Source organism: Umezawaea sp. (assembly GCF_057122925.1).
Genome location: NZ_DBNGPQ010000030.1, coordinates 50,092 through 73,875 on the forward strand (window position 1 = coordinate 50,092; position 23,784 = coordinate 73,875).

The window sequence follows — 23,784 nt, forward strand, 5'->3', positions numbered from 1 at the left end:
AAAGGTCGTCCGTGGATTCGAGTAACGAGATCGACTCAAGACACCCGCACGGCTCAACGCGTTCCGCTATTACGGTCATTTACGTAATGGACCGACGACCGTCATCCCCAATACCGCTTCGTGATAGGCGTCACAGCCGAGCGCCCGTTCCACCAGTTCGTCGCGCAGCGCGGCCGTGAAGCCGACGCCCAGCCCCATCGCCGTCGCGACCAGGTAGGCGGTCTGCGAGAGGTGGCCGACGTCCATCTGCACGACGCGGTAGGCGCGCGAGGTGTCGTAGCGCCAGCGGGTGCGCTCCAGCACGGCCGTGTAGGCGAGCACCAGCGGTGCGTCACCGACCCACTCCTGGTCCCCCGCGGCCTCGACGATCTGCGCGGGCGTCCACTCCGGCCCGACGGGTTCGAGCACGTGCCGCGCGCCGTCGTAGTGGTACCAGCCCGGGGGCAGGCCGCAGACGTGGCGCGCGTGCGCGTACAGCTCGACGGGGTGGCGTCCGCCGCCGGACGGGCTCGTCTTGAACACCGTGCCGGTCCTGCCGATCCGCGACCGCATCGGCGACGGGCCGCCGAGCACGGCCAGCAGCTCGCCGACCTGCTCCAGGCTCACCCCGTCCGACCCGAACTCGCGGGTGGTCTGGCGGGCCAGCAGCACGTCCAGCACCGGCGCGGCGCCCCACGACGGCCGCGCGGGCAGCACCGGCAGCTCGACGGCGTCACCGCCGAGCGTCCGGAACGGGGTGGGCGGCGGGTTCTCGCCGAGCTTCACCTCCAGCGCGGCGTCGTGCTCGTCGGCGGCCTGGTACTCGGCGTCGCCCAGCGTGCGGCTGGCGAAGTGGAAGTGCCTGGCCGACGCGCCCCAGCTCGACCACGCCAGCAGCAGGTCGCGCTCGGCCTCGTGCTCCGGGGAGCCCTCGACGATCAGCACGCCCGCGTCCACCAGCTCGTCGAGCACGCGGCGCAGCACGGCCCGGTCCTCCTCGCCCAGCGGGGCGAGGAGTTCGTCGACCTCGGTGAAGGTGCTGAACTTGCGGCACAGCAGCTCGGCGGTCTCGCTGATCGCGAACTGGCGGTGGTGCAGGTAGTCGTCCCAGACGACGGCGCCGTTCTCGTAGAACAGCGTCGCGTGTTCAGCGACCTTTGCCCGCACCCAACAGCTCCTTGAAGCGCTGCGCGACCCAGTCGTGGACCGCGTCCGAGACCAGTGTGTCCTCCGCGCGGTGTTCGAACCACCGCCAGTCACAGTTCACGTTGACCTCCAGGAAGACGTGGTCCTTCGCCGTCACCAGGAGGTCGAACGCGGCCACCTCGACCCGCCAGTAGCGGGCTAAGGCGAGGAGTTTGGCGGACACGGTGTCGGGCACCGTCGTGGGTGTCACCCGGACCGCGTCCGGGTCGACCCACAGCTGGGCCGGGTCGAGCTTGTCGACCTGGTAGGCGATGCAGCGACCGCCCACGACGAACACCCGCAGCTCCGTCTCGGACGCCAGGTACTGCTGGACGATCACCGGCGCCGACTCGGGGGCGTCGCTGGAGCGGCTGGTCTCCAGCGGGCGCGGGAACAGGCCGTGCTGCACGCCGGGGCGCGGCTCCAGCAGGTGCCGCCCGGAGGTCTTCACGATGCAGTGCGCGCCGCCGGGCCTGGTGCGGCCGGGGCGGGTCGTCACGGCCGTGCGCGGGACGGTCAGGCCGAACGAGGCGGCGTCGGAGAGCTGCGTGAGGCGGTCGAGGTGGGCCGTGGACCGGGCCGGGTTGACGTGCGCCCAGTCACCGCGGGTCGCGAGCCAGTTCGACACCGCGCCCCACTGGTCGACGGCGTACGAGCCCGCGAGCGTGCCCGGTTCGACCGGGAGGGCGGAGAGTTCGAAGTGCCTGCGCCACACCAGGACCGGCCGGAGCAGCCACCGGTCCAGCTCGACCAGCGGCGCGTCGGTGTAGATCGTCAACGGCAGGTCGGTGCAGCGGTCGGCGTCGATGCGGGCCATCCGGACACCGCGTTCGGCGAGCGCGATGGAGAGTTCGTTCATCTCCATGTCCGCGCTGCGGGCGAGCACCAGGACGCACGGGACGGGACTGCCGTCGCCTTCGTCGACCATGCCCATCCGGTGGACCTGCTCCTGGAAGTCCAGGGTCTTGGGGGGTGACCGGAAGAGGTAGTTCTGGCCTTGGAGGAGGAGCGGAGTCGGCTTCACCGGAGTGGGACTCGGTTCGGGGAGGATTCTTACGGCTTCGAGCGGGGGTCTGTCGACCCCGCGCTCGGAAGCGGTCACGCTCAGTCGTCTTTCTTGCTTCGAAAACACTTCCCAGCCGTGACGTACTCGGCGGCGTACTCCGCCAAGGCGCGGTCCTCGATCTCACCGCGGCGAAGCTGTGCGGCCAGCTCCTCAAGGGACATCGCGGTCACCTCTTTCCCCAACGCGCGCATCACGCTTTCAGGTGATGCACAAGCAGTAGTCTCGGGTTCACGTAACGCAATGTCAAGATGAGCCCACCCAGATTGCTCCTTCTGGGGGCTCAAGTTACGGCACTAAGCCAGACGGGTGTCACCCGACTGCAACCGAACGGCGCAGTGCGAGCAACACCCGTCGGGGGACTCAGCTCTTCGACGCGCGGTCGAACTCCGCCTTGGGGTCGTTGATCTGACCCAGGGCGACGACCTCGCGGCCGTTGACGAACGCGAGCAGCCAGTCCATGAGAACACGGAACTTGCGGTTGAAGGTGGGCATCTTCGCGACGTGGTAGCCGCGGTGCGCCAGCCAGGCCAGCAGGCCCTTCATCTTGATGCCGTAGACGTCCGCGACACCCTTGTACAGGCCCAGACCCGCGACCGAGCCGATGTACTTGTGGAAGTAGTCCTTCTGCGGCTTGCCGCGCAGGCTCGCCACGATGTTGCCGACGAGCACCTTGCTCTGCCGCACCGCGTGCTGGGCCGACGGGCTGCACGTCGCCATCGGGTCTTCCTCGGTGCGCGACAGGTCGGGCACCGCCGAGCAGTCACCGGCCGACCAGACGCCCGCCAGGCCCTCGACCTGGAGCTTCGCCGTGCAGCGGACGCGACCGCGCTCGTCGAGCGGCAGGTCGGTGTTGCGCAGGACCGGGTTCGCCTTGACGCCCGCGGTCCAGATGATCGTGTCGCTGTCGAACTCGGTGCCGTCGTCCAGGACGACGTGACCGTTCTCCATGGTCTTCACGCGGGTGTCCAGGAAGACCTTCATGCCGCGCTTCTCGAGCTGCTGGACGGTGTAGACGCCCATCTTCTCGCTCACCTCGGGCATGACCCGCTTGGTGGCCTCGACCAGCACCCAGTTCATGTCCTCGGGCTTGAGCTGGGTGTAGTAGCGCAGCGCGTAGCGGGCCATGTCCTCCAGCTCCGCCAGCGTCTCGATGCCCGCGAACCCGCCGCCGATGACGACGAAGCTCAGCAGCCTCCGCCGCAGCTCCGGGTCGCGGGTGCTCGCGGCCTGGTCGAGGCGCGACAGCACGTGGTTGCGGATGTAGATGGCCTCGCCGATGGTCTTCACGCCGATGCCCTGCTCGGCCAGACCGGGGATCGGCAGCGTGCGGGCGATCGAACCCAGCGCGTTGACCAGCACGTCGTACTCGAGCTGCTCGACGTGGCCGTCGGCGGTCTCCAGCGTGATCGACTTGGCGGCGTGCTCGATCTTCGTCACGCGGCCGGTCACGACGTGGCAGCGGTTGAGGACCTTGCGGAGGGGCACCACGACGTGGCGGGGCTCGATGGACCCCGCGGCCGCCTCCGGGAGGAAGGGCTGGTAGGTCATGTGAGGCTGCGGGTCGACAACGGTCACCGACGCCTCACCGGAACGCAGTTTCTTCTGCAACCCCAGTGCGGTGTACATACCGACGTACCCACCGCCGACGATGACGATCCTCGTGGGTTGCGACTTCACAGCAGCCATACGCACATGGTCGCACCGCGACCCCCGTGTTCGCGCGTCCGAAGGCCCCGTTGTGACCACGGTCGCCGGGTGATGGCGAACACCCCCGCCGCTGACCTGCGGGAAGCGTCTCGGTTGGGCATAACCCCTGAGAGGATCGATCCAGTAGCTCAGGTTGAGCTGAGGTGTTCCTCAGCTCCTGGGGCGCATGAGGAGCACGGCCGCGGTGGCCAGTCCGGTGGCCGCGAGGAGGCCCGCGACCTCGACGGCGGGCTCGGTGCCGCCGCTGGGGAGGAACGCCGTCACGACCACGAGGGTGGAGGTGAGGAGCTGGGTCAGGGCGAACCTGCGGGCAGGCCCCTTCAGGGCGCTGAGGTGGAGGCGGGAGCGGGGTGGGGTGAGGGCCGTGAGGGCCGAGGTGAGGTGGAAGAGGTGCAGCAGGACGATCATGGCGAGGACCGCGGGGCGGAAGGGGCCGCCTTCGGTGAAGGCCAGGGCGGCGGCGGCTACTCCGATGCCGAGGGCCGGGGCCGCCGAGGCCGGGATGGTGATGGCCGCCAGGGAGATCAGGGCGTAGAGGGTGAGGGTTGGGGCTCGGACGCCGTCGTGGGCCAGGAGCAGGGCCGTCGCGGCGCAGGTGAGGGTGGAGAGGGCTCTCAGGGTCCAGGCCGGCAGGCCTGCCGGGAGGGTGGTGGGGTGGGTCATCGCGTGGGCCTCGGATGTGGGTCCGGTGGGGGCGGGTCCGGTGGGGGCGGGTCCGGTGGGGTGGCCGACTCGGGGACCCCTCGATCCGACCCTCGGTCGGGCTAAAAGGGCGGTCCCGAAAGCCTGCCCGATCATCGATTTCAAGGGTCAGATCCCCGAGAAGAATCGGCCACGCGGCGGTCGGTCTGCCGCGTTGGGTGGACTGGTGGATTCTTCGCCTGTGGTTTCACCTTCTCAGCCGGCTTGCCCCGCGTTTTGCCCTTTGCAGTGTCGTTGCCGCTGAGCGGCCTGATTTGTCCCAGGTCACCGCTGGGACGCCGTGCTGCTTCAGGGCTTTTAGCCTGGTTCGTTGTTCCAGTTTCAGCAGTTTTAGCGCTGGTTGGCCCCACGGGGTTTCCGCGTCCGGGACCAGGTCCGGTGGTAGTACGTCCACCGCCAGTACCAGGTTTCCCCTGCGGGCTGCCTGTACCGCTATCTCCACCACGTGGTCGTCCAGGAACGGGGACAGGATGATGACCAGGGCGCCGTGGGGGGTGCGGTGCAGTGTCGGACGGGGGGACCAGCCTGCTGAGCGGGCGCAGACGACCAGTTGGTTGCGGAGTGTGAGCAGTTGGCGTTTGCCCGTGCCCTGGCGGACGTTGAGTTGCGGGCGGCCCAGGTCTGCCAGGCCCACTCGGTCGCCCTGGTGCAGGTAGCCGGAGGCCAGTGACGCCGCTGCCCTTACCGCGGTGTCCAGGCTGCCGTTCGGTCTCGTGGTGTTGCCCGGCTGGCCTGTTGACCAGTCCGCGACCCTCCTGCCCAGGTCGTAGCGGGTGTCCAGGGCCAGCAGGACGTCCGCGTCCGCTTCGGCGTGGTGTTCTCGGACGTGCACGACCTGGCTGCGCAGGGAGATCCGCCAGTCGATGCGGCGCAGGCGGTCGCCCGGTTGGAAGGCGCGGATGTCGCGGAGTTCGGTCGAGTCGCCGGGGCGGCGGGTGCGGTGGACGCCCACCAGGCCCGCGGCTCGGGCGGGGAGCAGGCCCGCTGGTAGGGCGTCCACCGGGGGGAGGACCACGCGGCCCCGTTCCACGCCCACGACCGGGCCGTGGACCAGGAGGCCGTCCGGGCCCGCGAACAGGTGGTCCGCGCGCAGGTCCACGCCGTCGCCCCAGGCTTCTCGGCGGAGCTTCACGGCGATCGGGTCGGTGGTGGCGGGGAGCAGGTGGACCGGGCCCAGGGCGTCGCCCCCCGCGCCTGGTGCGGGCAGGCGGACGGCCAGGAACTCGGCGCCCTCGGCCGGGTCCACCTCGACGCCGGTGGTGGCCGAGCCGGGTTCCGCGGTGCGCGGCAGCGCGCGGACGGTGACGGTCGGGACGCCGCGGACGCGGACGGCCAGGGCCGCCAGGAGGGAGATCAGGAACGGGGTGCCGACCAGGACGAGTTCGACCTCGTGGAGCAGGCCGCCGAGGACGACGAGGCCGACGCCCAGCACGACGGCGCGGCCGTACGCGTCGGTGGCCCGCCACCCGGTCTCGCGGGTGAACGCGGCCCTGAGCCGGTCGGCCCGGCTCACGAGCGCGTGCTCGCGGGGCCGGGGACCTTGCCCAGCAGCTCGGTGACGACCTCCACGCCGGTGGTGCCGGACGTCCACGTCTCGGGCCGCAGGGTGAGCCGGTGGGCGAGGGCGGGGACGGCGCAGTCCTTCACGTCCTCGGGCAGCACGAAGTCGCGGCCGTCCAGGACGGCGAGGGCCCTGGCGACCAGCACGAGCGCCAGCGCGCCGCGGGGCGAGGCGCCGACCTCGACCGCCGGGTGCGCCCTGGTCGAGGAGGCCAGGTCGACGCAGTAGCGCAGCACGTCCTCGTCGACCGCGACCCGCTCCACGCCCGCCTGGAGCTCGGCGAGCCTGGTCGCCTCGAAGACCGGTGCCACCTCGGTCTGCTCGCGCTGCCGGACGAGCCTGCGGCGCAGCACCTCGACCTCCTCGGCGGCGGGCGGGTAGCCGATGTCCAGGCGCACCAGGAACCGGTCGAGCTGCGCCTCCGGGAGCGGGTAGGTGCCCTCGTGCTCCACGGGGTTCGCGGTGGCCAGCACGTGGAACGGCCGCGGCAGCGGGAACGTGCGGCCCTCCACCGTCACCTGCCCCTCCTGCATGGCCTCCAGCAGCGCCGACTGGGTCTTGGGCGGGGTCCGGTTGATCTCGTCGGCCAGCAGCAGGCCGGTGAAGACCGGGCCCGCGCGGAAGCTGAACTCGCGCTCGCCGGGGTCGTAGAGGAACGAGCCGGTCACGTCGGCGGGCAGCAGGTCCGGCGTGCACTGGAGGCGGCGGAAGTCCAGGTGCAGGGCCTGGGCGAGGCTGCGCGCCATCAGCGTCTTGCCCAGGCCGGGCACGTCCTCCAGCAGCACGTGGCCGCCCGCGAGCACGGCGGCCAGCGCCAGCCGCAGCGACCGCTGCCTGCCGACGAGCACGGTGCCGACGGCGTCCAGCACGGCCGTGCCCCCGGTCGCGATGTCCGCGACGCTCGTGGTGTCGGTGGACGTCACAGGGTCTCCAGTCTGTCGAGCAGCTCGGCAAGGGCACGCGGGTCCGGCATGGTGGCGTTCGGGTCGGTGAGCAGGCGGTAGACGTCCTCGCCGAGCAGGTCGCGCCCCTGCTCCAGCGTCGTGACGCCGCGCTGCCGCAGCCGGGCGTCGGCGACCGCGCGCAGCCGCGGTCGGACGCGCGAGAGGAACCGGTCGCGGTCGCGGGACGCCTCGTCGAAGCGGCTGGCCAGCGTCGAGGCCGCGACGGACGTGGCGCCAGGGGCGTGCGACGGCAGGGGCGACCAGGTGATGTCCGCGGCGCGCGGCAGCCGGGCGAGGAGCAGGGCGAGCGCGGCGACCGGCAGCGCGACCACCACCGCCCACCCGACCGGGCTGCCCAGCTCGACCAGCCCGAACCCGGTGACCGCACCGGCGGCCAGCGCGAGGAGGACGGCCCTGACCAGACCCACCAGCGGCGTCACGGGCGGTCCAGACAGGCCACGACGCGCTCCAGCGCCCGCTCGGCGGACGCGGCGTCCTCGTCCGACACCCGCTCGGGTGCGCCGAACCTGGCGCGCTGGTAGAGCCCGCGCAGCGTCGCCGCCGCCTCCGTGTCCACCTCGTAGCGGGCCAGCAGCGCGCCGGTGAACTCCGTCGGGGTCTCGTGGTCCTGCCGGGGCGCACCGCCCGCCGCGGCGGCCTCCTCCAGGTTCAGCCACGCCGCCACCACGGCGTCCGACGGCGGGCCGGGAGGTCTCCCCCGCAGCTCGACGAGGGCCTTGCGGGCACCGGTGAGCAGCAGTTCAGCGCCGGGCCGCCCGTCCTCGGCGTCGTCCGGCGCCACGGCCACCGCCCCGGACTCGCGCCGGACCCGCTCGCGGCGCGGACCGAGCATCATCAGCGCCGCGCCGAGCGACGCGACGACCAGCACGCACAGGAGCACGACCAGCAGCGCCACCAACGACCCGCCGACCACGCCGACGACCCCTTCGGCCCGGCTCTCCTCGGACTCGGCGGAGGCCGCGGGCGGGACCGGGGCGGGACCGATCAGCGTGCCGTCGAAGGGGATCGGCGAGGTCCCGCGCGCCGCGAGCGCGACGAGCACGAGCCCCGCTCCCACCAGGAGCGGCACGGGCCACCGGGTCCTCATGTGGTCAGGATGCACGTCGACCCCGACAGCCGCCCACGTTTTCCCCCGGTCGTCCGCCGTTCACCGGGGTTCCGGTCCGGCCACCCGCGACGCCCGCCGCAGCACGTCCTCGACCATCGCCGGGGTCAGCCTCCCGGTGAACGTGTTCTGCTGGCTCACGTGGAAGCAGCCGAACACGTGCAGCGGCTCCCCGCCGTCGAGCGCGGGCAGGACCACCTCGACGCCGTGGCCGAACTTCGGCCGCGGGCGCGGCACCTCCCAGAACGCGGTCAGGACCGGCAGGAGCGCCTGCCAGCCGAATCCGCCGAGGACCACCACCGAGCGGAGCGAGGGCCTCAGCAGTTCGAGTTCCGCGACGAGCCACGGACGGCAGTTGTCGCGCTCCTGGGGCGTCGGCTTGTTCTCCGGCGGCGCGCACTTCACCGGTGCGGTGATGCGGGTCCCGTGCAGCTCCAGGCCGTCGCCGACGTGGTGCGCGGTCGGCTGCGAGGCCAGTCCGACGGCGTGCAGGGCGGCGTAGAGCACCTCGCCGGAGCGGTCGCCGGTGAACATCCGCCCGGTGCGGTTGGCGCCGTGGGCGGCCGGTGCCAGGCCGACGATCGCCAGGTGCGCGTCGGCCGGGCCGAAGCCGGGGACGGGGCGTCCCCAGTACTCCTCGTCGCGGAACGCGGCGCGCTTCACGCGGGCCACCTCCTCGCGCCACGCGACCAGGCGCGGGCAGGCCCGGCACGTGGTGACCTCCGCGTCGAGTTGATCGAGAGCGAGCACTCCAGTCCCCTTCGAACGTAGGGTTCGACCATGACCGACAAGGACAACGGCACGGCCGAGGACGAGAAGAAGGACGAGAAGGACATCCCGTCCGACGACCTCGTCACGGCCACGCACAGCATCACCGTCAAGCGGCGCAAGCTGAACTACACCACCACGACCGGCCGCGTCGTGCTGCGCCAGGAGGTGCTCACCGAGGGCAAGTTCGACGGCCACCAGCCCAAGGCCGAGGTCTTCGTGACCACGTACACGCTGGACGGGGCCGACCCGAAGACGCGGCCGGTGACGTTCGCGTTCAACGGCGGGCCCGGCTCGTCGAGCGTGTGGCTGCACCTGGGCCTGCTCGGCCCGCGCCGGGTCGTGACGGGTGACGTCGGCGCGCTGACGCCGCCGCCGTACGAGCTGGCCGACAACGCCGAGACCCTGTTGGCCCACAGCGACCTCGTGTTCATCGACCCGGTCTCCACCGGGTACTCCCGCGCCGTGAAGGGCGAGAAGCCCGGCGAGTACCACGGCTTCCAGGGCGACATCGAGTCCGTCGGCGAGGTGGTCCGGCTGTGGACCTCGCGCAACGGCCGGTGGATGTCGCCGAAGTTCCTCGCGGGCGAGTCGTACGGCACGCTGCGCGCGGCAGGCCTCGCCGAGCACCTCCAGACCCGGTACGGCATGTACCTCAACGGGCTCATGCTGATCTCGTCCGTCCTGGACTTCACCACGCTGGACTTCAGCGAGAACAACGACGTCGCGTACGCCCTGTTCCTGCCGACCTACGCCGCCATCGCCCACTACCACGGCCTGCACGGCGACCGGGAACTCGCGGACGTGCTCGCCGAGGCCGAGGAGTTCGCCTCGCGCGACTACCCGTGGGCGCTCAACCGCGGCCACCGGCTCACCGACGAGGAGCGCGCGGACGTCGTCACCCGGCTCGCCGCCATCACCGGCCTGTCCGAGGACTACGTGGACCGGGTGAACCTGCGGGTCGAGCACATCCGCTTCTTCACCGAGCTGCTGCGCCACCAGCGCCGGATCGTCGGCAGGCTCGACGGCCGCTTCACGAGCTGGGACGCGGACTACGGCCAGGAGCAGATGTCGGAGGACGCCTCGTACGCGGCGATCCTGGGGCCGTACGCGGCGGCGCTGAACCACTACGTGCGGGCCGAGCTGGAGTACTCGAACGACCTGCCGTACGAGATCATCTCGCGGGCCGTTCACCCGTGGTCCTACAAGGAGTTCGAGGGCCGCGCGGTGTCGGTCACGGCGAAGCTGTCGGCCGCGATGCGCGCCAACCCGCACCTGAGGGTGCACGTGGCGTTCGGCTACCACGACGGCGCGACGGCGTACTACGCGTCCGAGCACGTGCTGGCGCACCTGGCGATCCCGGCCGAGCTGCGGGAGAACATCGAGTCGGCGTACTACCCGGCGGGCCACATGATGTACGTGCACGAACCCTCGCGCGTGCAGCAGTCGAAGGACCTGGCGGACTTCGTGAAGTCCGCGTCGAACCGCTGACCGGACGGGGGCGGCCGGTGGGAACCGGGCGCCCCCGACGGGGTCAGACGACCGAGCGCTCCTCGGCGAAGTGGCACGCGCTCGGGTGGTCCCCGGCGCGGACGATCAAGGCGGGCTCCTCGGTGGCGCAGATGTCCTGCGCCTTCCAGCAGCGGGTGCGGAAGTGGCAGCCCGACGGCGGGTCGACCGGCGACGGCACGTCACCGGTCAGCCGGATGACGTCGCGCGTGCCGCGCTGCGTCGGGTCCGGCACGGGCACCGCGGACAGCAGCGCCTGCGTGTACGGGTGCGTCGGACGCTCGTAGATCTGGTCCTCCGTCCCCGTTTCCACGATCTTGCCCAGGTACATCACGGCGACCCGGTCGGACAGGTGCCGCACCACGGACAGGTCGTGGGCGATGAACACGTAGGACAGCCCGAGGTCGGACTGGAGTTCGCCCAGCAGGTTCATCACCTGGGCCTGGATGGAGACGTCCAGGGCCGACACGGGCTCGTCGCACACGATCACCTTGGGGCGCAGCGCGAGCGCGCGGGCGATGCCGATGCGCTGGCGCTGACCGCCGGAGAACTGGTGCGGGTAGCGGTGGATGTGCTCGGGGTTGAGCCCGACGGTGTCGAGCAGCTCCTGCACCTTCTGCCGCCGCGAGCCCTTGGGCGCCACCTCGGTGTGGATCTCGAACGGCTCGCCGACGATGTCGCCGACGGTCATCCGCGGGTTGAGCGAGGTGTACGGGTCCTGGAGCACGATCTGGATGTCGCGCCGCAGCCTGCGCAGCTCGGCGCCGCGCATGGCGAACATGTCGCGGCCCTCGAACGTGGCGCCGCCGGACGTCGGCGGCTCCAGCCGCATCAGCACCTGCGCGAGCGTGGACTTGCCGCAGCCGGACTCTCCGACGACGCCGAGCGTCTCGCCCTTGTTCAGGGTGAACGAGACGCCGTCGACCGCCTTGACGTGGCCGATGGTGCGCTTGAACAGCACACCGACGCGGACCGGGAAGTGCTTGACGAGGTCGGTGACCTCCAGGATCGGCTCAGCCACGGCTGACGACCTCCTCCGCGAAGTGGCACGCGCTGGTGCGGTCGAGGCCGAGCCGGTGGTTGGCGGGCACCTCGGTCGTGCAGACGTCCACGGCGCGCGGGCAGCGCGGGTGGAACGGGCAGCCGGACGGGATGTTCGTCAGGCTCGGCGGCAACCCCTTGATCGTCTTGAGCTCCTGGCCCTTGAGGTCCAGGCGCGGCAACGACTCCAGCAGCGACTCGGTGTACGGGTGGCCGGGCGCGCGGAACAGCTGGTACACGTCCGCGTGCTCGACGATCCGGCCCGCGTACATCACCGCGATCCGGTCCGCCACGTCCGCGACGACGCCGAGGTCGTGGGTGATCAGGATCAGGCCCATGTCGCGTTCGCCCTGGATCTCCCGCAGCAGGTCCATGATCTGGGCCTGCACGGTGACGTCCAGCGCGGTCGTGGGCTCGTCGGCGATCAGCATCTCCGGGTCGAGCGCGAGCGACATCGCGATCATCGCGCGCTGCCGCATCCCGCCGGAGAACTGGTGCGGGTACTCGCCCACCCGGTTCTTGGCGTTGGGGATCTTCACCAGGTCGAGCAGCTCGATCGCACGGGCGCGGGCGTCCTTGCGGGTCATCCCCCGCCGCACGCGCAGCTGCTCCTCGATCTGGAAACCCACGGTGAACACGGGGTTCAGCGCGGACAGGGCGTCCTGGAAGATCATCGCGATGCCGTCGCCGCGGACGTCGCGGCGGCGGTCGTCGGACGCGGTCAGCAGGTCCTCGCCGTTGAACCGGATGGCGCCCTTCGTGACGAACGCGGGCGGGGTGTCCAGGATGCCCATGATCGTCTGCGCGGTGACGCTCTTGCCCGAGCCGGATTCGCCGAGGACAGCGAGGGTCTCCCCCGCGTTGACCTGGTACCCGACCCCGTTGAGCACCTTCGCGACGCCGTCGCGGGTGCGGAACTCCACGTGGAGGTCCTCGACCTCCAGCAGTGGTGCGGTCACGGTCGGAACTCCTATCGCGACTTGGGGTCGAGGGCGTCGCGCACGGCGTCGCCCAGGATGACGAAGGCCAGCACGGTGATCGTCACGAACCCGGCGGGGAACAGCAGCATGTGCGGCGCCGCCTGGAAGTAGTCGCGGGACTCGCTGATCATCACGCCCCAGGACACCACCGGCGGGCGCAGGCCGATGCCGAGGAACGCGAGCGTCGCCTCGGCGCCGATGAACGCGCCGAGCGCGATCGTGGCGTACACCAGCACCGGCGCGACGGTGTTCGGCAGCAGGTGCCGGAAGACGATCCGCAGCGGGCTCGCGCCCAGGCCGCGGGCGGCCTTCACGTAGTCCTGCTGCTTCGCGACCAGCGTCGCGGACCGCATGATCCTCATCGACACGGGCCAGGACAGCACGGCGATGGACAGCACCACCTGGGTGATGATCCGCACCGCGCTGGGGTTCTCCGTCGGCGAGTTGAACGTCGTCAGGATGACGATCGCGCCCAGCACGAACGGGACGCCCGCGAAGATGTCGCCGAAGCGGGACAGGAGGCTGTCGACCCAGCTCTTCGCGTAGCCGGCGAAGATGCCGACCACGGAGCCGATCAGCACCGTGAGCAGCGTCGAGAACAGGCCGACGAGCAGCGAGGCCCTGGCTCCGTAGACGGCGCGGGCGTACACGTCGTAGCCCTGCACGTCGTAGCCGAACCACGCGTCGGCGGACGGCGTCTTCAGGTAGTTGTCCAGGTTCGCGGCCCGCGGGTCCACCGAGGTGAACAGCGACGGGAACGCGGCCATGACCACCACGATGAAGATGATCACCAGCGAGATGATGAAGGTCGGTTTGCGGCGCAGCTCGCCCCACGCGTCGCTCCACAGGCTGCGGGGCTTGCCCTGCCTCTGCGACGAGTCGTCCACGTGGCTGAGGTCGCCCACGGCGGAGGCGGCGGCCTTCTCCAGCCCGGCGCCGCTGGCACCAGGGTCACTCATAGCGGATCCTCGGGTCGAGAACGGCGTACAGGAGGTCGACGACCAGGCTCATCAGCAGGTAGACGAGGACGAGCATCGTGACCACGCCGGTGACGGTGATGCCCTCCTTCTCCTGGATGCCCCGGAAGATCAGGCCACCGATGCCGTTGATGTTGAACACGCCCTCGGTGACGATCGCGCCGCCCATGAGGCTGCCCAGGTCGGTGCCGAGGAACGTGATCACCGGGATGAGGGAGTTGCGCAGCAGGTGCACGCCGACGACGCGGCGGGTCGGCTGCCCCTTGGCGATGGCCGTGCGCACGTAGTCCGCGTGCCGGTTCTCGGCGATGCTGCTGCGGGTCAGCCTGGCCACGTAGGCCATCGACGTGCTGCCGAGGACGAAGCCCGGCAGGATCAGCTGGGCGAACGTCGGGTCGGTCGAGTCCACACCCACGTCGAACAGGTCGAGGCCCTGCGGGCCGAGGTAGAGGCGCAGCACGAAGCCCGTGACGAACACCGGGAGCGAGATCAGGAACAGCGTGGACACCAGGACGAGGTTGTCCAGGAAGCCCTGCTTGCGCAGACCGGTGAGGACACCCGCGGTGATGCCGATCAGGGCCTCGATGAGCAGCGCGATGATCGCGAGCTTCACCGTGGTCGGGTAGGCGGTGGCGATCTGCTCGCCGACCGAGATGCCCGAGAACGTGTCGCCGAAGTCGCCGGTGACCACGTTGCCCATGTACTTCAGGTACTGGAGGGGGAGCGGGTCGTCGAAGTTGAACTTCTCGCTCATCGCGGCGATGTAGGACTCGGGGCACGGCCTCTGCCCGCACTTGCCCGCGAACGGGTCCTGCGGGATCGCCCAGACGAGGGCGTAGATGATGAACGTGGTCCCGATGAACACCGGTATGAGCTGGAGTAGGCGTCGCAGCACGTAGCGACCCATGCCTGTGGCTCCTTGCGTGGTGGGATGCGCCTGAACGCGGGTCCGGCTCCGCGGTGGTGCTCGCGGAGCCGGACCGTTGCTCGGTTAGCCGTTCGGGGTCAGCCCTTGACGCGGAAGGCGGCCAGTTCGCCGTCGCGCTTGAAGGTCAGCTTGGCGGCGCTCAGGTTCTTCGAGTAGCCGCCGATGCCCTTCTCGGTCCAGACCGGGATGGACGGCAGGTCCTTGGCCATCAGCCTGTGGGCCTCCTGGTAGACCTTGATGGCCTCGTTCTTGTCGGCCGTGCCGTCGGCCTTCGCCAGCAGCGCGTCCACCGCGGGGTTGCTGTAGGTGGTGTCGTTGGACGACCCGCCGGTCTTGTACATCGGGTTGAGGAAGTTCTCGATCGACGGGTAGTCGGCGGACCAGTCCGACCGGCTCATGCCGGTGAGCTGCTGGCCGTCGACGATCTGCCGGAACGCGCCGAAGTTGGTCGCGCCCACGAACTCGCAGTCCACGCCGAGCGCGTCCTTGATGGAGTTGCAGGCCGCCTCCAGGGGCTCCTTGCGGCCACCGTCGGCGTTCGACTGGATCGTCAGCTTGCCGGTGAAGCCCGACTTGGTGAAGTACTCCTTGGCCTTCTCCTTGTCGTACTTGCAGAAGTCGCCGCACACGTTGGGCTCGTAGCCGTCGATGCCCGGCGGGACCCAGCCGTCGACCGGCGCGTAGGAGTTGGCGAGCACCGTCTTCGTGATCTGGTCGCGGTTGATGGCCAGCGCGATGGCCTTGCGCAGGTCCAGGTTGTCGAAGCCCGGCACGTAGTACGGGACGCCGATGGTGCTGATGCCGAGCAGGTTCGCGTTGAGCACGCGGTCACCGAGGTCGGACTTGTGCTTGTCGCCGATCTTGGCCGACGGGGGCAGCGCCTCCATGAAGTCCAGCTTGCCGCCGACCAGGTCCTGGTACGCGGTCTCCTGGCTGGAGTAGATCTTGATGTCCAGGGTCTTGAAGTGGACCTTGTCCTCGCCCTGGTAGTCGGCGAAGCGCTCCAGCTTGATCAGGGCGTTCGGCGTGCGCGACACGAACTTCATCGGGCCGTTGCCGATCGGCTTCGCCTCGAAGGCCTTCGGGTCGGCGAAGAACGCGTCCGGCAGCGGCGAGAACGGCAGGTAGCCGATCTGGCTGGTGAAGACCGAGAACGGGCCCTTCAGCGTGACCTTGAACTCGTAGTCGCCCACGACCTCCAGGCCGGACATCTTCTCCGCGGTCGGGGCCGCACCCTCGGTGGCCGGGGAGACGTCGTCGTAGCCCTGGATCTGCGCGAAGAAGGGGGAGCCCTGCTGGGCGTTCGGCGCGTAGGCGCCGTAGTTCCACGCGTCGACGAAGTTCTTCGCCTTCACGTCGGTGCCGTCGTGGAACTTCCAGCCCTGCTTGAGCTTGATCGTGTAGACCTTGGCGTCGCTCGTCGTGATCGACTCGGCCGCCAGGTTGTAGGTCGAACCGTCCTCGGCCTTGAAGCCGACGAGGCGCGTGTAGAGCGCCTCCACGGCCTTCGAGCCACCGGCTTCGGTGGTGTTCGCGGGCAGCAGGTTCGCCTTGGGCTCAGTGCCGTAGATCGACACCGTGCCCTCCTCGTTGGTCCCTGCCGCACTGTCCGAACTCGTCCCGCCACCGCAAGCGGTCAGCGTCATGACGAGCGCGACCGGTAGTGCGAGCCACGAGATCGAGCGTGATCGCGACATACATCCCTCCCACCTAATCTGGCGACTCCGCGGCGGCGGAGTACCTCACCCCCCGAAGGGCGGATTCCCAGAACGTGAGAGGGACGGTAATGCGGCAATGTCGCAGGCCGCTGGATTGGGCTGTCACGAACACGTCACGATCAATACCAATTACCACTTCAGGCGAGCGCGAACGCTATGCCGTCCAGGATGTCGTGCTCGCTCGCGATCAGCTCCGTGACCTCGGTGTTCGCCGCCAGGTGGTCGGCGATCGTCCGCACGACCAGCGCCCCGCCGATGATCACGTCGACCCGGCCGGGGTGCATCGACCCGATGGCCGCGCGCTCGTCGCGGCTCATCGCGAGCAGCCGCCCGGTGATCTCCCTCACCCGGTCCAGCGAGATCCGGGTGAGGTGGACCTCGTCCGAGTCGTACGCGGGCAGGTCCTTCGCGATGGCGGCCAGCGTCGTCACGGTGCCCGCGACACCGATCCAGCCCCGCGCCTTGGCCACCGGCACGGCCGCGAACGCCTCCGCGAGCACGTCGGACGCCACGCGGACCGCCTCGTCGACCTCGGCGGCCGTCGGCGGGTCGGAGCGCAGGCAGCGCTCGGTCAGCCGCACGCAGCCGACGTCGACCGACAGACCGGCCTCCACGGAGCTCCGGACGCCGTCCCAGGTGCCCACCACCAGCTCCGTGGAGCCCCCGCCGACGTCGGAGACCAGGAAGGGGCCCTCCTCGGGCTCCTGGTCGGCCACGGCGCCGGTGAACGACAGGCGGGCCTCCTCGTCGCCGGTGATGACCTCGGCCTCCACGCCGAGCACCTCGGCGGTCATCGCGAAGAACTCGTCGCGGTTGGCGGCGTCGCGGGTCGCGGACGTGGCGACCATCCGCACGCGCTCGGTGCCCTTGCGCCGCAGGACCGCCGTGTAGTCCAGCAGCGCGGCCCGCGTGCGGGCGATGGCCTCGGGGGCGAGCACGCCCGTGGCGTCCACGCCCTGGCCGAGCCGGACCACGCGCATCTCGCGGTGCACGTCGCGGAGCCGGTGGGCGCCGTCGTCGCCCGTGGTCACGTCAGCGACCAGCAGGCGGATCGAGTTCGTCCCGCAGTCGATCGCGGCCACCCGTGCCATCGCAGTCCTCCTCGTGTGTGCTCGCGCAGGACGGTAGCCGCCGGGAGCGCCGCGAACGACCGGAGGGGAACCCAGCGGACGCTGGGTTCCCCTCCGGTACGGGGTTGGACGCGGTTACGCGGGCTTCATCGACGAGGACGCGGCCACCGAGCTGCCCGCGGCGGGCGACGAGCCGGACGCGGGTGAGGACCCCTCGGCGGTCGTGGTGGTCGTCGTCGTGGTGGTGGTGGGCGGCGGGGGCGTCGGGCAGCCCGGCGGCACCGAGATGGTCGTCGTGGTCGTCGGGGTGGTCGACGTCGTGGTGCTCGTCGTCGTCCCGCCGGTGGTCGTGGTGGTCGACGTCGGGAAGGTCGGGCAGCTCGGGATGAGCGTGGTCGTCGTGCCGCTCGTCGGCGGCGTCGTCGTGGTGGTGGTCGACCTCGACGTGGTCGTGCTGGACGACGAGGAGCTCGACTGCGGCGGGTTCGACGTGGACGACGAGCCGGGGTTGCCGGTGCCGGTGTCGCCCGTCGGCGGGACGTCCGGGTAGTCGTCGTAGTCGTACGGCGGGTAGTAGTAGTCGGCGTCCGAGCCGCTGAGGTCGGGCAGCGAGTCGACGCCCTCCTCGTACTGGATCGCCCACGCCATCACGGTCGCGACGTACTCGTCGGAGTGGTTGTAGCGGAAGATCGCCTGCGCCCGCTGCACCGGGTCGTCCATGTCGCCGCCGCCGGAGCACAGGTAGTTGCCCGCGCCGACCGTGGCGTCGTAGATGTTGTTGGGGTTGCTCTCGCCGTCGCCGTTGCCGTCCGCGGCGAACGCCGCCCAGGTGCCGGGGATGAACTGCATCGGGCCGACCGCGCGGTCCCACGTCGAGTCGCCGTCGAAGGCGCCGCCGTCCGTGTCGTGGATCGCGGCGAAGCCCTGGCCGTCGAGCACCGGGCCGAGGATCGCGGGGGTGGCGTTGCCCTTGGCGTCCACCCGGCCGCCGCGCGCGTGGTTCGACTCGATGCGGCCGATGGAGGCGAGCAGCGACCACGACATGTTGCAGCCGGGCTTGGTCGCGGCCAGGCGCTCCTCGGCCCGCTGGTAGGCCTCCAGCATCACACCGGGGATGCCGGGGACGCCCTCGCCGAGGTCGTCGAACGGGTTGAGCCCGCCGCGCAGCGACTCCAGGTCGTCGGCGTCGGCGAGGAACGCGGCGCTCAGCTCGTCGGTCTCGGGGAGCCTGCCGCCCGCGCCGAGCTGGTCGTCGGTGGCGCCGCGGGCGCGGATCGCGCTGAGCACGTCGCCGGGGCCCGGCGACTCGGCCGCGATGTCGGAGCGGTTGGACGCGTTGATCCAGTCGAGGGTGCCGGTCCCGGTCAGCAGCGTCGGCGTGAGCATCGCGCAGGTGACCGTCGCGGCGATGCCCCACTGGCGCGGAGTCATCGTCGCGGTGCCCGCGACGACCCTTCTCGCCTTGCGCTTGCGGCCCCGTTTTTTCCGCACTGCCACGAAACACTCACTCCCTGAGCCTCATCGCCACCCGCCGGACCCGGTCCGGCGAACCGCATCACGCTCTTCCCCATCCACAACCCTGCCTCATTGACATCGCCGTGTCACGGGAACTCGTTGCCAACAGGACACGACTTTGTCCAACGAACCGGCGGTGGAACGGTTGCGTGACGGGTTTTTCACCGTTGACGGTGATGCGCGCCACGACCGCGGGCGGTGGTCCGAACGGCCGAAGCCGCTCAGGAGCCGGGGGCCGCGCAGTCGCCGCTGGGCCAGGACTCGGCCAACCGGTCGAGCGCCTCGTCGCCGAAGGGGTTCACGCCCCGGCCGACGGACAGCGAGTGGGCCACGTGGACGTGCAGGCACTTGACCCGGTCCGGCATCCCGCCCGCGGTGACCTTCGTGCCGAGCGACTCGATCGCGTCCCGCTCCGCGAGGTACGCCTCGTGCGCCCGCAGGTACGCGGCGGCCAGCTCCTCGTCCTCGGCGAGCCGCTCGGTCATCTCGCGCATCAGGCCGGAGCCCTCCAGCGTGCTGACCAACGAGTTCAGCCGCGAGCACGTCAGGTAGTACAGCGTCGGGAACGGCGTGCCGTCCTCCAGCCGGGGGTTGGTCTGCACGACCGACGCGTGCCCGCTGGGGCAGCGCGCCGAGATCCTGCGCATCCCGCGCGGCGCCCGGCCGAGCTGGGACGCCACGAAGTCGCGGTCCTCCTGCTCGATCGTCATCTCTTCGCCACCGACTGCCACAACTGCTGGTACCAAGACGTGTTCGCGGCCGGCGCCTTGGCCGGCCTCTCCTGTTCGGGTGTGCGCTCCTCGTCACCGGGGAGCTGGACGATGTAGGGGGTCTCGCCGGGCCGCACGTAGTGCAGCCGCTTGCGCGCCTCGGCCTCGACCTGCGCCGGGTCGTTCAGCTCGGCCTGCCGCTGCTCCAGCTTCGCCACCTCGGCGGCGAGCTGGCCCTGCTGCGCGGTCACCTGGCGCAGCTCGTCGCGCTGCGCCAGGTACGTCCGCAGCGGCACGGCGATGCTGAGCGCGAGCGCGCACAGCACCATCGCGAGCAGCGCCGCACGGCGGGTGCCGGACATGCCGAACGCGCCGCCCGTGCCCGCTCCCGCGCGGGTGCGGGCCTTGGACGGCGCTGGACGGCGGGCGCGGTCAGGCCGGGCCGCCGACGGAGCTGGGCTCCGCCGGCGGCGCCGGTCCCGATCGGCTTGGGGCACGGGGCTCAGGCCTCCGGCGTGTACCGCGGGAAGGCCAGGTCGCCCGCGTAGCGAGCGGCGTCGCCCAGGGTCTCCTCGATGCGGAGGAGCTGGTTGTACTTCGCCGTGCGCTCGCCGCGGGCGGGCGCACCGGTCTTGATCTGGCCGACACCGGTCGCGACCGCGAGGTCGGCGATGGTGGTGTCCTCGGTCTCGCCAGAGCGGTGGCTCATCATCGACTTGTAGCCGTACGACGTGGCCAGCGAGACCGCGTCGAGGGTCTCCGACAGCGTGCCGATCTGGTTGACCTTCACCAGCAGCGCGTTGGCCGCGCGGCGGGAGATGCCCTCCTCCAGGCGCTCCGGGTTGGTGACGAACAGGTCGTCGCCGACGATCTGGACGCGCTCGCCCAGCTCGGCGGTCATCTGGACCCAGCCGTCCCAGTCGTCCTCGGACAGCGGGTCCTCGATGGAGACCATCGGGTAGGAGTTGACCAGCTCGGTGTAGTAGCCGGTCATCTGCTCGGCGCTGCGCTTCGACTTCTCGAACGTGTAAGCGCCGTCGGAGTAGAACTCCGTCGCCGCCACGTCCAGCGCGAGCGCGATGTCGCGGCCCGGCGTGAAGCCCGCCTTCTCGATCGCGACCAGGATCAGGTCGAGCGCGTCGCGGTTGCTCGACAGGTTCGGCGCGAAGCCGCCCTCGTCGCCGAGACCGGTCGCCAGGCCCTTGCCCTTCAGCACGGACTTGAGCGAGTGGTACACCTCGGTGCCCCAGCGCAGCGCCTCGCGGAAGGACTCCGCGCCGATCGGCGCGATCATGAACTCCTGGATGTCGACGTCCGTGTCGGCGTGCGAGCCGCCGTTCAGGATGTTCAGCATCGGCACCGGGAGGACGTGCGCGTTCGGGCCGCCGATGTAGCGGAACAGCTCAAGGCCGCTGGACGTCGCCGCCGCCTTGGCCACGGCGAGCGAGACGCCGAGGATCGCGTTCGCGCCGAGGCGCGACTTGTCCGGGGTGCCGTCGAGGTCGACGAGCTTCTGGTCGACCACCCGCTGTTCCACGGCTTCGATGCCCACGAGTTCGGGGCCGATCTCGTCCAGCACCGCGGTGACCGCGCGGAGAACACCCTTGCCGTTGTAGCGCTTGGGGTCGCCGTCGCGCAGCTCGACCGCCTCGTGCTCACCGGTCGAGGCCCCGGAGGGAACCGCGGCGCGCTCCAACGTCCCGTCGTCCAGCGCCACCTCCACCTCGACCGTGGGGTTGCCTCGGGAATCCAGGATCTCCCGTGCGCCGACCTGCTCGATGACCGCCACTTGCGCTCCCTATTCAGCTGCATGTCGTCTCGGCCCCGAGCCTACTTGTGCGGCTCCGGGCCTCGTCGCAGGCACGCGAAATGCCGTGGTGATCACCGGGGCGCGCGTCCGAATGGCGGACCTGTGCACGCGGCCGTCCGACCGGCAGGATCAGCGCGGTGACCGTTCACGTGCGAACAGGTGGGACCGACGGCCCGGCGCTCGTGCTGCTGCACGGGCTGGGCGCGACCGGCGGCGTGTGGCTCGACGCCGCGCGGGCGTGGCCGGGTGCGTGGCTGGTCCCCGACCTGCCGGGGCACGGCCGGTCGGCCCCGCTGGCGGGGTGCTCGTTCGACGCGCTGGCCGCCGCGCTCGCCCCGGTCGTGCCGGTGGACCGGCCCGTCGCGGTGCTCGGCCACTCGCTGGGCGGCGTGGTCGCCCTCGCGCTCGGCTCGGGCCGGTTCGGACCGGCGGTCGACGTCGTGTGCGGACTCGGCATCAAGGTCCGCTGGACCGAGCAGGAGCTGGCGAAGGCCGGTGAGCTGGCCGGTCGGCCGTCGAAGGTGTTCCCGTCCCGCGAGGAGGCCGCCGAACGGGCGCTGAAGGTCGCCGGGCTGTGGGGGCTCGTGCCGTCGGACTCGCCGCTGGTCGACGACGCGCTGGTGGAGACCTCGGAGGGGTGGCGGCTCGCCCTGGACCCGGCCGCCTACGGCGTCGGCGCCCCGGACATGGCCGCGCTGGTCGCGGCCAGCCGGGCGCGGGTGGTGCTGGCTGCCGGCGAACGCGACCCGATGTGCCCACCCGAGCACCTGCTCGCGGTCGATCCGGGAGGGGTGGTGCTGCCGGGCGTCGGGCACAACGCGCACGTCGAGGAACCCGACGCGCTGGTCCCCCTGCTGACCCGGCTGCACGCCTCACTGGTCGGGTGAAAGTCCACGCGACACGGAGTCGTGTCATCCGGACGGCTGTCGAGGAAGACGCGATCGGTGGGTAGCGTTGATCGAACCATGACCGACAGCACCTTCGAGGCGTTCCGCCGGGCCGAGGCGCTGCTGTCCGAACGCCGTCCCCTCGAGGCGTTGCGGGAGCTGCGCACGGTGCTCGACGTCGCGCCGGACGTCCCCAGCGTGCAGCTGCTCGCCGGGCGGGCCTATCTGGGGTCCGCCCAGCTGCACCGTGCCGAGGAGGCGTTCCGGAAGGTGCTGGAGATCGATCCGAGTGACCACTACGCGCGGTTCGCGCTGGGGAAGACGTTGCAGCGGCAGAGTCGTTTCCCGGAGGCTTTGGCCCAGTTGAGGATGGCCGCCGTGATGAATCCATCTCCTGAGTACCAGGAGGCCCTGGGGGAGGTTGCGGCTCGGATCGCCGTGGATCGGGATCGGCGGGAGCGGTAGGGGGTCACCCCGATTTGCGAATGTCTCCGTGGTTGCCCGGTTTGTCAAGGCGGGAAAGCTGCAATTCATCGACAGGCCGGGAAACGGCTGCTCACCGCCACGCCGGAAAGCGACAGCTCGTTGTTGTGCCCAGCCGCGGAAGTGGACCGGGGGCGGTTGCTCACCGCTGGGTCGGGGCCAAGGCGCGAATGGACCTGGGGCGTTGGCGGTGGCTTTGCGGGTGAACCGGACCCGCTGGTTCGATCGTCCCGGTCATTCGATCGTCACGCTGGCTCTGGCGTAGGCGTCCGCGCCGCTGAAGACGTTCTGGCCGTACTCGGTCGAGTTGTTGTACTGCCAGACCGCTGCCCACCAGCCCTCGCTGCTGCCCATGTCCCGGCTGCCCGAGCAGAGGTAGCGGGCTGTGGCCAGGGCCGCGTCGTCGATGTTCTGCGGGTCCGGCGGGCTGCCGTCACCGTTCGCCCGCTGCGCGTACTTGACCCAGGTCGTGGGGATGAACTGCATCGGGCCCACCGCTCGGTCCCAGGTGGTGTCGCCGTCCAGCCTGCCGCCGTCCGTGTCGTTGATGGCCTTCACGCCCGGTCTGCCGTCCAGCGGGATGCCGATGATCGGGAGGGTCGTCCTGCCGTCGTCGCCCAGTTTGGCGCCGTTGATGAAGCCGTGGTGCGACTCGACCCTGCCCACGCCCGCCAGCGTCGCCCAGGAGATGCGGCAGCCCGGTGACTGCGCCCTCATCACCAGGTCCGCCGTGGCGTAGGCGCGCAGCGCCCTGCGGGGGATGTCGGTCTTCTCGGAGACCTTGCGGGTCCACTCGTCCATCGGGTCGGCGGTGTCGGACTGGCCGCCGGACGGGGCGGCCTGGGGGACCCGGCCCGCTTCGTCCGGGACGTCCGTGCCCGGTTCCACCAGCTGGAACGGGACGGGGAACTCGGCCTTCGGGGGCACGTACGGCTTGCGGTCGAGTGCTGCCAGGCCCCACGCGCCCGCGGCGACGATCATCAGCAGGAGCAGGGCCAGGCCCAGTCGTCCAGCGAAGCCGCCTGCCCCGCCGCGCGGACGCGGCGAGGGGGTGAGCTTGGACGGCGGAGTCACGACCACGGCCCCAGGCTACGTGCCAAATCGGCCCGTGACCGGGA

24 protein-coding genes are annotated in these 23,784 nt (G+C 70.9%); 3 read left to right on the forward strand and 21 right to left on the reverse strand.

The features are described from left to right. Nucleotides 1-75 precede the first annotated feature (75 nt). The 10 genes from AC156L_RS04300 to AC156L_RS04345 all read right to left on the reverse strand — a co-directional run bounded on the left by AC156L_RS04300 (nucleotide 76) and on the right by AC156L_RS04345 (nucleotide 9,020). Nucleotides 76-1,146: a SagB family peptide dehydrogenase gene (locus AC156L_RS04300; protein WP_330883699.1), complete on the reverse strand. Its 1,071-nt coding sequence runs from the start codon at nucleotides 1,144-1,146 to the stop codon at nucleotides 76-78. Beyond that, nucleotides 1,127-2,188, reverse strand: a complete 1,062-nt coding sequence (locus AC156L_RS04305) for an ATP-grasp domain-containing protein (RefSeq protein ID WP_330883700.1) — start codon at nucleotides 2,186-2,188, stop codon at nucleotides 1,127-1,129. The genes AC156L_RS04300 and AC156L_RS04305 overlap by 20 nt, the downstream gene beginning before the upstream one ends. Before the next feature lie 80 nt (nucleotides 2,189-2,268). Next, nucleotides 2,269-2,424, reverse strand: coding sequence for a hypothetical protein (locus AC156L_RS04310; protein ID WP_170155645.1), 156 nt, complete (start codon nucleotides 2,422-2,424; stop codon nucleotides 2,269-2,271). Between the two features lie 166 nt (nucleotides 2,425-2,590). After that, the gene (locus tag AC156L_RS04315) at nucleotides 2,591-3,916 is read right to left on the reverse strand and encodes an NAD(P)/FAD-dependent oxidoreductase (protein ID WP_330883704.1); all 1,326 of its coding nucleotides are present in this window, start codon (nucleotides 3,914-3,916) and stop codon (nucleotides 2,591-2,593) included. A gap of 171 nt (nucleotides 3,917-4,087) precedes the next feature. Beyond that, a complete protein-coding gene (locus tag AC156L_RS04320) occupies nucleotides 4,088-4,600 on the reverse strand; it encodes a hypothetical protein (RefSeq protein WP_330883707.1) in 513 nt (170 codons plus the stop codon). A gap of 226 nt (nucleotides 4,601-4,826) precedes the next feature. Further along, nucleotides 4,827-6,152, reverse strand: coding sequence for a DUF58 domain-containing protein (locus AC156L_RS04325; RefSeq protein ID WP_330883710.1), 1,326 nt, complete (start codon nucleotides 6,150-6,152; stop codon nucleotides 4,827-4,829). Then, nucleotides 6,149-7,123 (reverse strand): AAA family ATPase, encoded by a 975-nt coding sequence (locus AC156L_RS04330; protein ID WP_330883712.1) that lies wholly within the window; start codon nucleotides 7,121-7,123, stop codon nucleotides 6,149-6,151. Before AC156L_RS04330 ends, AC156L_RS04325 begins: the two co-directional genes overlap by 4 nt. Next, nucleotides 7,120-7,584 carry a hypothetical protein gene (locus AC156L_RS04335; RefSeq protein WP_330883714.1) on the reverse strand — a complete coding sequence of 155 codons (465 nt, stop codon included), beginning with the start codon at nucleotides 7,582-7,584 and terminating at the stop codon, nucleotides 7,120-7,122. Before AC156L_RS04335 ends, AC156L_RS04330 begins: the two co-directional genes overlap by 4 nt. Beyond that, nucleotides 7,581-8,252 carry a DUF4129 domain-containing protein gene (locus tag AC156L_RS04340; RefSeq protein WP_330883717.1) on the reverse strand — a complete coding sequence of 224 codons (672 nt, stop codon included), beginning with the start codon at nucleotides 8,250-8,252 and terminating at the stop codon, nucleotides 7,581-7,583. Before AC156L_RS04340 ends, AC156L_RS04335 begins: the two co-directional genes overlap by 4 nt. Before the next feature lie 60 nt (nucleotides 8,253-8,312). Continuing rightward, entirely contained in the window at nucleotides 8,313-9,020 is a 708-nt protein-coding gene (locus AC156L_RS04345) for a uracil-DNA glycosylase (protein WP_330883719.1), read from the reverse strand. 30 nt (nucleotides 9,021-9,050) lie between these two features. On the opposite strand from AC156L_RS04345, the gene AC156L_RS04350 reads away from it, so the two are divergent. Beyond that, nucleotides 9,051-10,529 carry a S10 family peptidase gene (locus AC156L_RS04350; RefSeq protein ID WP_330883721.1) on the forward strand — a complete coding sequence of 493 codons (1,479 nt, stop codon included), beginning with the start codon at nucleotides 9,051-9,053 and terminating at the stop codon, nucleotides 10,527-10,529. A gap of 43 nt (nucleotides 10,530-10,572) precedes the next feature. Here the strand turns inward: AC156L_RS04350 and AC156L_RS04355 are convergent, their stop codons facing one another. From AC156L_RS04355 to eno, 10 genes are all read right to left on the reverse strand, one after another. Then, nucleotides 10,573-11,568 (reverse strand): ABC transporter ATP-binding protein, encoded by a 996-nt coding sequence (locus AC156L_RS04355; RefSeq protein WP_330883723.1) that lies wholly within the window; start codon nucleotides 11,566-11,568, stop codon nucleotides 10,573-10,575. Next, nucleotides 11,561-12,547, reverse strand: coding sequence for an ABC transporter ATP-binding protein (locus tag AC156L_RS04360; RefSeq protein WP_330883725.1), 987 nt, complete (start codon nucleotides 12,545-12,547; stop codon nucleotides 11,561-11,563). The genes AC156L_RS04355 and AC156L_RS04360 overlap by 8 nt, the downstream gene beginning before the upstream one ends. A gap of 11 nt (nucleotides 12,548-12,558) precedes the next feature. After that, entirely contained in the window at nucleotides 12,559-13,527 is a 969-nt protein-coding gene (locus AC156L_RS04365) for an ABC transporter permease (RefSeq protein WP_330883727.1), read from the reverse strand. Beyond that, nucleotides 13,520-14,452, reverse strand: a complete 933-nt coding sequence (locus tag AC156L_RS04370; RefSeq protein ID WP_330883729.1) for an ABC transporter permease — start codon at nucleotides 14,450-14,452, stop codon at nucleotides 13,520-13,522. The genes AC156L_RS04365 and AC156L_RS04370 overlap by 8 nt, the downstream gene beginning before the upstream one ends. A gap of 98 nt (nucleotides 14,453-14,550) precedes the next feature. Beyond that, complete coding sequence (locus tag AC156L_RS04375) at nucleotides 14,551-16,170, reverse strand: peptide ABC transporter substrate-binding protein (protein WP_330883731.1); 1,620 nt, start codon at nucleotides 16,168-16,170, stop codon at nucleotides 14,551-14,553. 158 nt (nucleotides 16,171-16,328) lie between these two features. Further along, entirely contained in the window at nucleotides 16,329-17,282 is a 954-nt protein-coding gene (locus AC156L_RS04380) for a Ppx/GppA phosphatase family protein (protein WP_330883733.1), read from the reverse strand. Nucleotides 17,283-17,396: 114 nt separating this feature from the next. Then, the gene (locus tag AC156L_RS04385; protein WP_330883735.1) at nucleotides 17,397-18,758 is read right to left on the reverse strand and encodes a lytic transglycosylase domain-containing protein; all 1,362 of its coding nucleotides are present in this window, start codon (nucleotides 18,756-18,758) and stop codon (nucleotides 17,397-17,399) included. 239 nt (nucleotides 18,759-18,997) lie between these two features. Beyond that, the gene (locus AC156L_RS04390; RefSeq protein WP_330883737.1) at nucleotides 18,998-19,486 is read right to left on the reverse strand and encodes a DUF501 domain-containing protein; all 489 of its coding nucleotides are present in this window, start codon (nucleotides 19,484-19,486) and stop codon (nucleotides 18,998-19,000) included. Continuing rightward, on the reverse strand, nucleotides 19,483-19,983 hold the full coding sequence (locus tag AC156L_RS04395) for an FtsB family cell division protein (RefSeq protein WP_330883739.1): 501 nt from the start codon (nucleotides 19,981-19,983) through the stop codon (nucleotides 19,483-19,485). Before AC156L_RS04395 ends, AC156L_RS04390 begins: the two co-directional genes overlap by 4 nt. A gap of 5 nt (nucleotides 19,984-19,988) precedes the next feature. Beyond that, nucleotides 19,989-21,275 carry a phosphopyruvate hydratase gene (eno, locus tag AC156L_RS04400; protein WP_330883741.1) on the reverse strand — a complete coding sequence of 429 codons (1,287 nt, stop codon included), beginning with the start codon at nucleotides 21,273-21,275 and terminating at the stop codon, nucleotides 19,989-19,991. 158 nt (nucleotides 21,276-21,433) lie between these two features. On the opposite strand from eno, the gene AC156L_RS04405 reads away from it, so the two are divergent. Then, nucleotides 21,434-22,183, forward strand: a complete 750-nt coding sequence (locus AC156L_RS04405; RefSeq protein WP_330883743.1) for an alpha/beta fold hydrolase — start codon at nucleotides 21,434-21,436, stop codon at nucleotides 22,181-22,183. A 78-nt stretch (nucleotides 22,184-22,261) separates the two neighbouring features. Beyond that, complete coding sequence (locus AC156L_RS04410; protein WP_330883745.1) at nucleotides 22,262-22,648, forward strand: tetratricopeptide repeat protein; 387 nt, start codon at nucleotides 22,262-22,264, stop codon at nucleotides 22,646-22,648. 252 nt (nucleotides 22,649-22,900) lie between these two features. Here AC156L_RS04410 and AC156L_RS04415 read toward each other — a convergent pair whose 3' ends face one another. Next, nucleotides 22,901-23,746 (reverse strand): lytic murein transglycosylase, encoded by an 846-nt coding sequence (locus AC156L_RS04415; protein WP_330883747.1) that lies wholly within the window; start codon nucleotides 23,744-23,746, stop codon nucleotides 22,901-22,903. Nucleotides 23,747-23,784 lie beyond the last annotated feature (38 nt).